At 61.0% G+C, this 12220-nt stretch carries 12 protein-coding genes and 1 pseudogene; 6 read left to right on the top strand and 7 right to left on the bottom strand.

Going from position 1 to position 12220, the window contains the following annotated elements:
* Positions 1 to 88 precede the first annotated feature (88 nt).
* Positions 89 to 817: pseudogene (locus C448_RS10490) on the bottom strand (transposase); the annotation flags it as partial.
* 340 nt (positions 818 to 1157) lie between these two features.
* Here C448_RS10490 and C448_RS10485 point away from each other — a divergent pair.
* The 3 genes from C448_RS10485 (at position 1158) to C448_RS10475 (ending at position 2276) form a co-directional block, all read left to right on the top strand.
* Complete coding sequence (locus tag C448_RS10485; RefSeq protein WP_004054583.1) at positions 1158 to 1433, top strand: hypothetical protein; 276 nt, start codon at positions 1158 to 1160, stop codon at positions 1431 to 1433.
* Positions 1426 to 1782, top strand: a complete 357-nt coding sequence (locus C448_RS10480) for a type II toxin-antitoxin system PemK/MazF family toxin (RefSeq protein ID WP_004054582.1) — start codon at positions 1426 to 1428, stop codon at positions 1780 to 1782. The genes C448_RS10485 and C448_RS10480 overlap by 8 nt, the downstream gene beginning before the upstream one ends.
* An 86-nt stretch (positions 1783 to 1868) precedes the next feature.
* The gene (locus tag C448_RS10475; RefSeq protein ID WP_004054581.1) at positions 1869 to 2276 is read left to right on the top strand and encodes a MarR family transcriptional regulator; all 408 of its coding nucleotides are present in this window, start codon (positions 1869 to 1871) and stop codon (positions 2274 to 2276) included.
* A gap of 32 nt (positions 2277 to 2308) precedes the next feature.
* Here C448_RS10475 and C448_RS10470 read toward each other — a convergent pair whose 3' ends face one another.
* Together C448_RS10470 and C448_RS10465 are read right to left on the bottom strand one after the other, a co-directional pair.
* Positions 2309 to 2572, bottom strand: a complete 264-nt coding sequence (locus C448_RS10470; protein ID WP_004054580.1) for a hypothetical protein — start codon at positions 2570 to 2572, stop codon at positions 2309 to 2311.
* Between the two features lie 58 nt (positions 2573 to 2630).
* Positions 2631 to 4337, bottom strand: a complete 1707-nt coding sequence (locus tag C448_RS10465) for a hypothetical protein (RefSeq protein WP_004054579.1) — start codon at positions 4335 to 4337, stop codon at positions 2631 to 2633.
* Between the two features lie 349 nt (positions 4338 to 4686).
* Here C448_RS10465 and C448_RS10460 point away from each other — a divergent pair, with 349 nt between their 5' ends.
* Both C448_RS10460 and C448_RS10455 read left to right on the top strand, forming a co-directional pair.
* Positions 4687 to 5358 (top strand): hypothetical protein, encoded by a 672-nt coding sequence (locus C448_RS10460; RefSeq protein WP_004054578.1) that lies wholly within the window; start codon positions 4687 to 4689, stop codon positions 5356 to 5358.
* Positions 5355 to 6050, top strand: a complete 696-nt coding sequence (locus C448_RS10455) for a nucleotidyltransferase family protein (RefSeq protein ID WP_004054577.1) — start codon at positions 5355 to 5357, stop codon at positions 6048 to 6050. The genes C448_RS10460 and C448_RS10455 overlap by 4 nt, the downstream gene beginning before the upstream one ends.
* Positions 6051 to 6227: 177 nt before the next feature.
* Here the strand turns inward: C448_RS10455 and C448_RS10450 are convergent, their stop codons facing one another.
* The 4 genes from C448_RS10450 to C448_RS10435 all read right to left on the bottom strand — a co-directional run bounded on the left by C448_RS10450 (position 6228) and on the right by C448_RS10435 (position 9997).
* The gene (locus C448_RS10450) at positions 6228 to 8243 is read right to left on the bottom strand and encodes a DUF2079 domain-containing protein (protein ID WP_004054576.1); all 2016 of its coding nucleotides are present in this window, start codon (positions 8241 to 8243) and stop codon (positions 6228 to 6230) included.
* Positions 8236 to 9279: a glycosyltransferase gene (locus C448_RS10445; protein ID WP_004054575.1), complete on the bottom strand. Its 1044-nt coding sequence runs from the start codon at positions 9277 to 9279 to the stop codon at positions 8236 to 8238. The genes C448_RS10450 and C448_RS10445 overlap by 8 nt, the downstream gene beginning before the upstream one ends.
* Before the next feature lie 208 nt (positions 9280 to 9487).
* A complete protein-coding gene (locus C448_RS10440; RefSeq protein WP_004054574.1) occupies positions 9488 to 9781 on the bottom strand; it encodes a type II toxin-antitoxin system RelE family toxin in 294 nt (97 codons plus the stop codon).
* Positions 9782 to 9997, bottom strand: a complete 216-nt coding sequence (locus tag C448_RS10435; RefSeq protein ID WP_004054573.1) for an antitoxin VapB family protein — start codon at positions 9995 to 9997, stop codon at positions 9782 to 9784.
* Between the two features lie 238 nt (positions 9998 to 10235).
* Here C448_RS10435 and C448_RS10430 point away from each other — a divergent pair.
* The coding region (locus C448_RS10430) for a carboxypeptidase-like regulatory domain-containing protein (protein ID WP_193363132.1) at positions 10236 to 12220 on the top strand (1985 nt) is incomplete at its 3' end.

Raw genomic sequence — 12220 nt, 5'->3', positions numbered from 1 at the left:
ACAACCCTCCTCAGCAGTTACTCGGCACCGATTTCTCCACCGAATTCACACTCAGAAGCAGTCAACCGACGAGCTTTGTGAGGTACTGACTCTCATCACATCTGGCCCGCTTCTTGAGGAAGTAGTATTCGTCCTCCTTGAACGCGCCACCGGGATACAACAGGGATTCGTCACCGAACGAGACGGCAGCGACGTTGCAGATACCGAGGTCAACCCCGGCAACTCCGTTGCCGGGTGTGTCGGAGGCCTCGATTGCAACGTCACAGACGATATGCAAGCGCCAGACGCCGTGTTCGTAGACGGCACGCACCTGTTTGACGTTCTCGACGGTCGTTCCACGTGGACCGATGACATCGTACTCGCAGAGTACGAAGTCAGAGCGGCTTTCTTTGAGATTCCGTCCTTTCGAGAGGCGAATTCGGCCGTTGTCGGCGTCGTGTTTGAAGCCTTTCTGCTTGAACGTGACCGTCGAGCGTGGGTGTTGTTCGTTGTGTTTGCGGTAGCCGGGCGGGTTCGCTTTCTGGTTCCCGTTGTCGCGGTGGCCAAACCATCCGGTGAACGCCTCATCGAGTTCTTCGAGAACTCGCTGACTGGATTGGCTGTGTAAATCCACATAGCGTTCACTACCTTTGAGGTACGATTTGAGGTCGCCAGCACCGGGAATCTGGCCGCAAGCATCCCAAACGCGGCCCGCTGTCCAGCGGGCCACGTTCCAGAGCTTGCTGGCGGCAAACCCGAGCGAATCGAGGTCGTCACGCACCTGCGAGAGGTTGCAGATGCGAGCGCGCTGGGTGCGCGTGACAACCTTTTTCGCCATACATAACCATGTATCTGTCCGCTAGTAAGTGTTTTGGTCAGGTGAATATCCGACCCGGCAATTACCGCCGGGAATGTAACCAAGCTTACGGCGCGTATCCCCTCCCTACTCGCTTGTGCGTCCGATAAATCGGACGACCCTGCGCTCCTTGAGGGAGGGGTCTTGCGCCTGTTACCCGGATAATATAATGTACTCGCGTAAATATGCTAGCTCAAACTGTTGCGTGGCAACCGAACCAATGTTGTGAGTGCTGGACAGAGATCACGGAACTATACGAAGTGTGACTGTGGGCAATAGTGGGATGGAGTTAACTCTCTGTGGGCAATAGTGGGCAGTAGGAATGAACGTCGAATCAGACGATATTCGCACCAAAGAAGCCGACGACCGAGGCCGGCTGTATCTCGGCACCGAGTATGCAAACAAGCGCGTCACGGTTGCCGTCGTTGCGGTCGAAACCGATCGGCCGGACGAAGAGACGCTTGCAGCGGCCTACCGCGACGCGAGCGAGTCTGCCGGCGACATTACCCGCGATTGGGAGCATGCGTCCGATGAAGCGTGGGACTCGCTCGGACCGGCTCCTGGTGTCGAAGGCTACGATCCCGACACCGATGAGTGACGATGTGCCGGCGGTGCGGCGTGGTGATATCGTCATCGTCGAACTGGATCCGACACGTGGTCACGAAATCCGTAAGACACGCCCGAGTGTCGTTGTTCAGAACGATGTCGGCAACCGAAATTCCCACACCACGGTCGTCGCCCCTGCAACAACCGCCCATCGTGGCTACCCCTTCGAGGTGCTGGTGAACGCTGACGAGAGCGATTTCAACGCGGATTCGTCGGTGCGTCTCGACCAGCTTCGGACGGTCGATATCTCCGAACGAATCGAGTTCGTCGCCGGGCGGCTTCCGGCTTCCGTCATGCGTGAGATCGACAGTGCGCTCCAACTCGAACTCGGTCTCGAGTAAACTACGGGGTCAATCATACTCTGTTTCACTTTAGAGTGGTTTACTCAAAGGTAAATTACTTCCCGTGCCGGCGCGTAGATGCTCGTATGAGTACCGACGTGGGGGCTGCTGAAGGCACGGAGGCGCGTGAACTCGTCCACTTCGTCACCCAACAGACGCGATTCACGCTGCTCAACAACATCCTCCAGCACCCCGACCAACTGCCGTCGATGTACGAACTCGAGCAGTTGAACCCGAGCATCAGCGACGCCACCGTCTACAAGCACATCCAGAAACTGATCGACGCTGGCATCGTTGAGGAAGCCGCGCTTCCCGACGACGAACGCCGGCAGGGCTATCCCTGGAAATTCTATGGCGTGAGCGATGACGGTCGGGAATTCCTCGACGAACACAACCTACTGGAGGCCGAAGAGACTCTCCAACGCATCTACGAGACGATCTCTGACAAGCCCGAGAAGATGATCAAGTACGAAAACGCGCCCCGGCCTCGCTGACGATAGCTGCCGGAGGCCTGCTTGTATAGTCACTATGCGTCCGAATCCGGCACCCATACCTTGTGTACGGGCTGGAACACCACGTACGAGTCCACGTTGGAGTTGTCGTTCGGGTGAGCTGTGTGGAGCGTTAGGGTTCCCATCTTTGAGTGCAAGCTGTTTTTCTCGGACAGCCACGCTTCTGCGTGGTCCTCCGAAGGGAACTCGATACGGAGATCGTCATCGAATTCGTCCTCGGTAAGCGGTGTCGCACGGAAGACCGAGTCTTTGAGTTCGACAAGGTAGTTGTCAGACATGCCGTATCTGTTCGTGCTTGGAGTGCTTTATTTGTTTTCCACGGTCATTCTGGGCGAATCAAGGATCGTAGTGATAGATGTAGGGATGATCGACCGTTTCGTCGGGCATGATACCAGAGAGCGTCTCTTCGAGCTGTGGTTCGGTCGGTGCCGTCGTGACGACCTGCCCGTCGTAGATGGCTACGTATGCTTCTTCGAGCCCGAGGTCGCGAAACTCCCGGCCCAATCGTCGAGCGTTTGCTTTGCCGAGTTGCTCGTGATAGATCCGTGCCAGCTCATCGGTTTCGTCCTTGAGAGTCTCGATCTCGTCGGCGAACCGCTCGCGGTTGTCCTGGTTTTTCGTATAGAAGCGGAGGCGTTCGGCGTCACTCCGGGTCGGTTCGTCCGCCGGCGGGAGCGTTTCGGCGATTCCGAACCGATGTTTTGCTTCTTCATAGGCGGTTTCCGGATCGTCTTTGATCATCTGCATCGCCATCCCCGCAAGCATATCGAACTCTTCCATGCCGTTTGTCACGATCTGTCCGTCGTACGGGAGCAACACGACCGATGTCACCGCCACCGGAAGCGCCTCTTCGGGTAGCACCGCCGCATAGCTGTCGTAGACGCCCGTGACCTTGTACGCTCGCGGTTCGTCCGGGTCGAGAAACACAGTTCCGTCGTCGAGATGCTCGACGATGAAAAACTGCCCCGCCTCGTAGTTCAGCCATGAGTCGATCGTTTCGAGGTGGGCCGGTGAGAGGCCGGCGGGGTTCTCTCTGCCGAACTCTTCGATCACCTCGACCGCGTTTTCTTCCCGATAGAGCGTGTCATGAATCGGCTGTATCTCGTCGGTCGACAGTCGCTTGAACGCCTCGTAGCTGTCGATGCCCGGCACCACATCGAAGCGGTCGTTGGCGTACAGGAGCAGCTGTCCCTCCAGTTCGAGAAACTCTCGTGCAGTGTCCGGGTCGAGAACCGATGGATCGTCCGTGTCACCCGGACTTGGGATCAGCTCGCTCCCTTCTTCGTCCATTCTCGTGACGATCTCTTCGACGACAGCATCGTACTCTTCGGGGGCAACACCGGCACGTTCGAGTGCGACATCAGGATTGACATCGCCCTGTACGTCGTCGGTCGCCGCTGCGAGTGAAGCGAGGACGGCATCGGACTCCGGCGACAACGAGTTGATGATCTCTTCGAGTCGGTCGACTTCTGCCGATGGCAGGCCTTTGTCCGGGTCGAGACTCTCAGTCGGTTCCCACTCCGGCGGATCGAGTGGCGCTTCGGGGAGTTCGGATGACGCCGCGACATCAGCGGCGATATCGAGCTGCGTGGCGTCATCGAGGTCGCCACTCATGACCATCGACTTCGCCATTCCCCAGTTGGCGGGATCAGCTGCGGCATCGACGATGGCATCGTCAAGCGATTCGACGTGCGTCGCCAACCGATCTCCGTTCTCGATAGCACCGCGAGCATCGAGAAATCGGAGAAAAGCCCCGATCACCGGTGCGACCGTTTCGAAGTGGTCAGCTTCGGCACTGATCTTTGCGGGGTAGAGCTCTCGACACACCGCTTCGAGGCTGTGCTCGTCGGGATCATCGAGTGGGACGTACTCGTAGCCATACAACAACTCGTGAAACATTTCGATAGCAAACTCTGCTTCACGTTGCTGGTGGTTTGTGAGGCGTTCGAACTGCTGACCGTCGGCAAATGCCGACACGAGTCGGTCGATCCGATCGAGTGAGGCTTGGTACTGTTCGTCCGATGGAGGGTTGTTCCCATCCATACAGCCGTTTGAGCAGCCATGACCAAATTCGTTCCCACCAACTGGCGTTGTTTTCCAGAGTGATGGGACAGCCACGCAAAGACTCAGGGACCGGCAGAGGGAGCCTGACCTGCATACTCTTCGGCGAGATCGACCACATCGTAGACATGATGTCGGTTTTGAACCAAGGTAGCCGCTTGCCCCGAAATCGACACTGACGCAATCGAAGAGGAACTGTAAAGACGGCTGCAGGGGGTGCTACTGGGGTCACAATCGTCTTTTGCCTCTTCGGGAAGCCGGATGGTTGATACAGCAGATCATCCGACAGCGACAAATATTTTACTATTGCATACTTCTGTGCAATCATACGATGTTCGAACAGTGCGGTGAAGCAGAGCTCAAGACGCTCCTCGCCATCGAGCCGGGCGACCCAATCTCGGGCGTGGCTCGCAAGATCGACGAGAACCGCGAGACGATTCGTCGGACCGTGAACCGGCTCGAAGACGCAGGTTACGTCCGATACGATGGTGGGTTGTCTGTCGTTGACGACACCGTCCGAGAGGCAGCTCTCGCCTTCCTCGCGGCCGCAGCATCTATCTCTCCACCCACCATCTCGGAGGCGTACGTCCTCCCCCAGTTTGCCGGCATGGAGTTCGCCTACACCGCTATCGACGCCGTTTACGTCTGGACTCGGGGCGGCTATCAGGTCGCACGTGATGAGACGGATTACCCGCTATTCATTGCCATTCGCGAGACGGATCTCGAAGAGTGGAAGCGCTTCTTCGAACGGTTCGGGATTCCGACTGCTCAGCAGCGTCAGCCAGCCGACGAGATTTCTGGGCCGCTGCAGATCGTCCTCGAACCGCGTGCACAGATCGATGCGGAGATGGTTGATGGGCAGCCGGTCATCTCCCGCTCGGAAACTGTTGCGTTCGCGCGAGAGCACTACGCGACCTTCGAGTCGGCACTGGACATCCTCGATCGCATGTACGACGACGTCGAAACCGAAGCTGACTACCACGCGACGCCAGCCTCGCCATGAGCCAAGAAGAACGGAGCGAGGCCCTCATCGACGTGCTCGCAGACCTCGAGCGCTCCACCATCGACTTCGTCCTCGTCGGGGGATACGCCGTCTCGCAGTTCGAGACCCGCTTTTCGACCGATCTGGATCTCGTTATCGCACCCGCAGATACGGATGCCGTGGTGGCGTTCTTGGAAGAACACGATTTCGAACGAAAGAACGAACTCGAAGTGCCACCAGAAGAAACCACGTACGACCGCGAAATCCAACTCTTCGAGCGGACCGAAGGGCTACCACACCCGATCGGCGTCGATCTATTGGTGAACGGTCTAGGATGTCGACAGACCGAGGCCGAGTGGTCATTCGATCACCTTCGCGATCACAGCTCCGAGACGACCATCTCCGGAGGAACACGGTCAACCACCGCTTCTGTCGCCGACGGTGAAATCTTGGTCGCTGCCAAGCTCCACAGCGCCCGCAAAACCGATCTGGCTGACGTCCTCGCTGCCGTCCCTCACGTCGACTTTCCGACCGTGGCATCGCATCTTCATCGAGGAGACGAAGACGCACTCCAAGCCCAGCTCACGGACGCTCAGGAGTTCATCGAAGGCGGCGGGCTGGATCACCGATTCAAGAGCATGTTCGGCCAATCGTCGGCCTCGCCGGAGGACATCGACGCTTTGCTCGAATTTCTCAGGGAGCAACAGTACTGACCGATCTGACGCCGGATTATAGCCTGTCGAAACACGCCGAAAGTGAACCGCCTCGGGGTCAAGTGGTTCGAGACGCGAAGCGTCTCGTCATCACGGAAATCTTCGATTTCCGTACGATCCCGAGGCACCCGCCTTGCTCATGCCTACTCTCTCAGGGACAGCCGGACAACAACAGCACTATCCGGCCCTCACAGCCCCTCTTCTGCCTGCTGTCGTCCCGTTCGCCCTTGACTCCACAACGACCGATTCGAGCGCGATCGGCCCGTCACCGGTCCGGAACCCACGGAACTCGATCCCGTTACGCGCCTCTTCGAGCGTGAACGGCACCGTCACTTCCTGCATCCCCTGTCCCGCCGGCACCGACTGCCGCGCTACCGTCCGCGGGCCCTCGCCGACCGCCACATCGACGGCCGCCGCCGACCCGTTCGTCCCGCTCCCTTGCGCCGACACGCGGACGGTTGCAGTGTAGTTGCCCGCCGGCAGCGCCGTGTACGGTCCGTGCCAGACGTTACTGCCGTTCTCTCCTCCAACAGAGACAAGCCGTCCGTCCTCGACCTGCCCATCGCTTGCGACGAACTCTGAAGCCTCGAAGACCACCCTCTCGTCCGCCCCCGACTCCGTAATCCCCACTGCCGAGCCGTTATAGCCGCGCTTCAACACCCAGATCCCGTCCTGATAGCGATAGACACCGTACTCCTCAAGCGGGAAATACGCATCCCGCACGGGCTGTGACCAGTCGAACGCCCGCGTCTCCAGGCGCGTATCGAAGAGGACGTATTCTGGCTTGGGCGTCCCATACCGCTCCTGATAGAGCCCGAACAGCGAGGGGTTCGGGATGAAGGTTGCATTCGACCGCGTCGCGACGTGGGGGTAGATCGTGTTCTGGGTCACGAGCGAGGCGTTTGCCGGCACCGTCTCGATCGCCGTCGACAGGGTCTCCGTATGCTCACCCGTTTCTGGCACGGCACCCTCCTCGGCGATCGTCTGTGCGCCGGCCCCGGCACTCGTCAGGAGTACCACGACGAAAAACGTCGTCAGCACGCGCCCCGCGGGCAACGACGGCGACAGCCGTCCCAGCACGCGACTCGCGCCGATGTAGACGAAGGGCAACAGATAGAGCGGGTAGTGGCCGCTGAAGGTGTAGAACGCCTCCGTCCCGCTGAGCAACCACGCAAAGCCCATGAACGGGGCCAGCGCCCCGAGCGTGCTCGTATCGACCAGTGCGAGATACAGTACCGGCGCGAGAAAGAGCGCGAAATACAGCAGCTTCGTAAAGAAACCGGTCCCGAGCGACTCGATGATGAGCTCGGGGCGTGCGAGCAACAGTCCGAGCAGCTGCCCGGTCGTTGCCCGCCCGCCCTCGACGAAGGGCTGTAGTGGCGTGGCGATCGCCGCCTCACGGATCCCCGAGACACGACTGAAGCGACCGATGACCGCCGCCGAGAGCACTTTCGCACCAATAGTGACCAGGCCCGCCCCGACGAACACCCAGCGCTCGCGCGACAGCCGTCCGTCACGGTAGGCGCTCACCGCAAGCCCCACCAGAAAGCCCCCGCCGATGAGCACCATCAGCTCGTTTGTCACCACGACGAGTGCAAACGCCAGCACGAACAGTCGATAGCGTTCGGTCGTATACCAGTGATAGGCCACCAACACCAACACCGGCAGGAGAATGTGTTCTTGAAAGTCGTAGATCCACGCCGACCAGAGGAAGGGATTGAACGCATAGGAGGCGGTCAGAAAGCCGGTCAGCCGCCGATCGTCGAGATGATCGTTCGCGACGATCCAGACCAGCGGGATGCTCGCCGCAAGGAAAAACGCCTTCCAGAGGAGGAGTGTCACCGGCGATTTGACGAGCGCGTACAGCGGGACGAACACCAACAGCGTGAGCGTGAAATGACCGCCCCAGTAGGAGCCACCTGGATGACCGGCGACGTATTTGCCCTGCTGGAGCCAGCCCTCGCCGTCGACCGTCGTCGCGAACATATGGACGTACGTACCGAAATCAGCCCCTGTCAGCCAGTAGCCCTTGTACAGCGCAATGGTGTAGGCCGCAAAGCCGACACCCAACACCGCCGCGAGCACGACGACGTACCACGGCACCACCGCATACCGACCCAGCGATCGCGCAAGCGGCGTCGCGATCACGTCGGGCAGCAAGCGCCGTCCAACGCGGCCGAGCCGACTAGCCATCGACTCGCTCCGGGGTTGTCAGCAGCGCTTTGAGCTGTGGATACACCATGTCGACACTCGATCGTTCCCCAATCGCACGCGCCCGCCGACAGCGCCGCTCGTAGCCGCCGTCGTGGGCCCACTCCCACTGGAGCGTTCTGAGTCGCGCGACCAGATCCCCAACCGTCGAGCCATGCAAGACGGCGTCGCCGTCCGGGGGATGGGTACGCAGCGGCGTCGTCACGACCGGCGTGCCCGCGGCCAGCGCTTCTTTGAGCACCAGACTGTCGGCATCGATGCGGGTCGGATGCAAGACGGCGTGGGCGTTCGCGTAGGCGTCCGCCAGCTCCTCTTCATCGAGAAAGCCAAGCCCCTCGATCGCGGGATGGTCGCTGTCGCCGGTCGTCACCACGCGTAGCTCGTCCGACAGCGTGGCCGCGACCGCCTGCGTGCGATCCCAGCCTTTCGAGCGCAACTGTGCTGCCGTCACGAGCACGGTGAAGGGCTCCCCACGCTCGCCGTCGACCGGTTCGAACAGCGAGGTGTCGACGAAGTTCGGGATGTAGTGGGTGTTCGGATGCGGGGAGGTGTAGCTGTCGGTCACCGTATGGACCGCATCGAAGCGATCGAAGGCGTGCCCGCCGAGCGCACGATAGAGCAGTTTCGCCGCCGTCGGGACGACGCCGTAGTGGGGTTCGTACAGCCGGTTCGTGAGATAGACCCACGAGTGGATGCCCGCGATCGCCCGCGTCTCGCCGGTGAAAAACGAGCGTGCGAAGGGATGATAGAACAGATAGGCACTGTCGAACGCCGAGAGATCGTGGTGCCAGCGCTCGCGATAGGACACCGCCTCGTCGAGGACGTCGTCGGCCGCCACGCGCCGTTCGTCCCGTGGCGTGTAGGGGAGCGCCCGGACCGCGACCTCGAAGCCATCCGCAGCCAGCCGGTTCGCGAGCGTTGCCGTCCACTTCTCGCCGCCGCGATAATGCTCAAGGGAGAGATGGGGACAGAGTGCGATCTTCATGTGGGCCGTTGTTTGCGCGACGACGACCCGCATGATGACCGTTACGGTCGTCCGCTCGCGGTTGTTCCATATTTCGCCCCTTCTCGTGGTTGATAACTACGACCCACCGCCGAAGAATTCCGCTCCGGAGGAGCGGCCAGAACACCCCCGAACATCCTCACCCACCTCCACGGTCTTGCTCGCTTCGCTGCGCGGGCTTTCGCAGGTGGATGGGTACGGAACGGGCTAGAGATGAGCGAAATCAGTCACCGTAACGCTTGTGAGCTTCGTCTATCGGCAGCAGCCGATATATCTCGACGACGTCCTCCGCTTCGATCACATCGTAGATCGCAGTGTGGGTCCGCCCGATGTGCATTCGATACACTTCTTCGCCCTCGAACGGGATTTTCTCACGGTCGCCGCTGCCCGCGCCGGGTCGAGGATACGGCTCATTCGTCAGCTTGAGCAGGTTCTCGCGGACGATTCGATGACTCTTCTCATCAAGCTCGGAGAGGTACTCTCGGGGTTGATCGCCCAGCAAAACCTCGTACCCCATTCACTCGTCCTTGGTGTCTTCCGGCGGAATGACTTCATCCAGCGAGCGAAATTCGTCGCTCTCGCGCGCTTCGTGAACCTCGCGGAACAGACGCGCTCTCTTGTAGTGCTTGACCAGATCACCGATCACGTCGTCCCACGATTGACCTGCCCCCTTCAGGTCGCCGAGTTCCTCCCAGTGCTCTTCGGAAACGGGGATGCGCTTGCTTGCACTCATAGTGTGATCCGTGTCATCTTTACAAGTCATGCAACTTAGCCATGTCGGTTGTCGCCCGACCGTCCAGCGAGCAATTTGATGAGAACCCTCGCTCGTCGACGCGACGACCTCCGCGTATCCAGCCATCGCAACGACTGCTCTCGATGTCGGCGGTCCGCGTGAACCACTCTCTCCGACAGCCGCCACAGCGTGTGCTGGGAAGGAAAGCAGTTTTACCCGGCCGTGGAGAGAACTCGATGTGGTCTCTGCGCCTCGTTTCGGCACCGTCGTGGTGGTCTGTCTGGCGGCGATGCTCGTGACCGTCGGACTGGTTCCGGCCGGTGTAGCGCCCGCCGACGCGAGCACGACCGACCGATCACTACAGGCCGCCCAACCGACCAACAACAGCTCCGTCGTCCACGAGGACCCACAGTCGGCCGACGACGAGGGCAACGTCTCCGAACTCCAGGGCTCGCTCTCCGATCGCCTCGGCGAGACGCTCGTCGACTGTTCGGAGGGGTTAGAGGTCGGTAACTACGACGCCTGTAACGAATCGAAGGACTACCCCGACTGGCTCGGCAAATACGTCAACGTCACCCGCAGTTCCGACGCCGAGACGAACAAGACCGACGAATTCCAAGAGGCCAGAGAAAATCAAACATCCTACGCAAACGACGTCCAGCGCTTTCGCCGGACCGTCGACAAGTATCGCACTGCGCGGGCAAACGGCCAAACCGAACGTGCCCGCCGGCTTGCCCGTCGTGCCCAACGACTCTCTCAGCAGATCAACGAGACCGGCACTCGTCTGACCGAGGATTACCGTACGATCGACAACGGGACGACACAGAACTTCTCGGCGGCGATAAACACGACCAACGCGACCACCGAAAACGTCTCCGCGACCGCCGACTCGGTCAGCGTCGAGCAGTTCAAGAACACGACGATCACGTCTTCGACGGCCGACAATCGGATCGCCTTCAACGACTCGCTCGTCGTGAGCGGCCGCCTCAGAACGGCCAACGGCACGCCGCTTGCAAACCGGACCGTCGTGCTGGAAGGTGACGACCGTCTCCGACGGACCACCACCGACGAGTCCGGCCAGTACGTCATCACCTATCGCCCGGCGGTGCTACCGCTCGATACACGCCGGCTGACGGTGCGCTATCGACCGTCGACGCAGTCGATCTATCGGAGCAATCGGACCGCCGTCCCTATCGACGTTCGCCAGGTGACGCCGACGCTCCAGGCAGAGACGACGCCCCAATCGGTTGGCTTCGACGAACTGCTGTCGGTCACCGGCCGCGTCGCCGTCAACGACAGCGGCGTCGGCTCCGTGCCGGTCGCCGTCTCGATCGACGGCCGGGAGTTCAACCTCTCCGATGGCAGCCGCGTTCGGACGGGGTCGGCGGGGCGGTTCCGGATGGCTAACGGGCTGCCGGCCGACGTTGCGCCCGGTCGCCAGCGCGTTCGCGTCTCCATGCCCCTCGAAAACAGATCGATCGCCAGGACGAACACCACCGTTCCGGTGACGGTCACGCAGACGCCGACGCAGCTCTCGCTCAACGCCACCCAGGAGTCGGTCAATGGCTCGGCCGTCGGCGGGCCGGTCGTCCACGTCGCGGGTCGCCTCACCGCCAACGGAACGCCCGTCCCAAACCGGACGGTCGCCGTCGGGCTGAACAACTCGACGACACCCGTGACGACCGACGAGAACGGTAGCTACGACGCCAACGTCACGGTGCCCGAAGGCGTCTTCGCCGACCAGACGGGCACTACGACGGCGACGATCGGCGCGACCTTCGAGGGTGGGGAGACGAACCTCGAATCGTCGCGTCGTCGTACGAGCATCGAGCTGACGGTGCCGGCCGAAGCGACCGGCGTCGTCGCACAGTTCGTGGCCGCTTTCAGGGCGCTGCCGATCAGCTATCAGCTGTTGCTCGGGCTCGGGCTCGTGTTCGTGCTCGGCGCCCTCTTTTCGGTGCTCCGGCGCTGGCTCGGTATCACCGAAAGCGACACCGAAGACGCACCATCGTCGACGTTGGTGGGCGAATCGACCGGCACCGTCGACGACCCACGCGAAGGACTCAGAGCGCTGCTCAGGGCGGCCCGCGAGGAGCTATCCGCGGGTGATGCCGACGGTGCCGTCGGGTTCGCGTACACGGCCGTCCGGCGAGCACTCGGGCGCGATCCCGAACTCGGGGGCGCACGAACCCACTGGGAATTTCTCGATGCCTGTATCGATCG

The organism is Halococcus morrhuae DSM 1307 (assembly GCF_000336695.1).
GTDB classification, from domain to species: domain Archaea; phylum Halobacteriota; class Halobacteria; order Halobacteriales; family Halococcaceae; genus Halococcus; species Halococcus morrhuae.
This window is presented reverse-complemented; position numbering and strand designations above follow the sequence as displayed.

Bases quoted from the DNA above. Each gene is read 5' to 3' on its own strand.
- C448_RS10485 (WP_004054583.1), top strand. From the start codon at position 1,158: ATGAACGTCGAATCAGACGATATTCGCACCAAAGAAGCCGACGACCGA.
- C448_RS10480 (WP_004054582.1), top strand. From the start codon at position 1,426: ATGAGTGACGATGTGCCGGCGGTGCGGCGTGGTGATATCGTCATCGTC.
- C448_RS10475 (WP_004054581.1), top strand. From the start codon at position 1,869: ATGAGTACCGACGTGGGGGCTGCTGAAGGCACGGAGGCGCGTGAACTC.
- C448_RS10470 (WP_004054580.1), bottom strand. From the start codon at position 2,572: ATGTCTGACAACTACCTTGTCGAACTCAAAGACTCGGTCTTCCGTGCG.
- C448_RS10465 (WP_004054579.1), bottom strand. From the start codon at position 4,337: ATGGATGGGAACAACCCTCCATCGGACGAACAGTACCAAGCCTCACTC.
- C448_RS10460 (WP_004054578.1), top strand. From the start codon at position 4,687: ATGTTCGAACAGTGCGGTGAAGCAGAGCTCAAGACGCTCCTCGCCATC.
- C448_RS10455 (WP_004054577.1), top strand. From the start codon at position 5,355: ATGAGCCAAGAAGAACGGAGCGAGGCCCTCATCGACGTGCTCGCAGAC.
- C448_RS10450 (WP_004054576.1), bottom strand. From the start codon at position 8,243: ATGGCTAGTCGGCTCGGCCGCGTTGGACGGCGCTTGCTGCCCGACGTG.
- C448_RS10445 (WP_004054575.1), bottom strand. From the start codon at position 9,279: ATGCGGGTCGTCGTCGCGCAAACAACGGCCCACATGAAGATCGCACTC.
- C448_RS10440 (WP_004054574.1), bottom strand. From the start codon at position 9,781: ATGGGGTACGAGGTTTTGCTGGGCGATCAACCCCGAGAGTACCTCTCC.
- C448_RS10435 (WP_004054573.1), bottom strand. From the start codon at position 9,997: ATGAGTGCAAGCAAGCGCATCCCCGTTTCCGAAGAGCACTGGGAGGAA.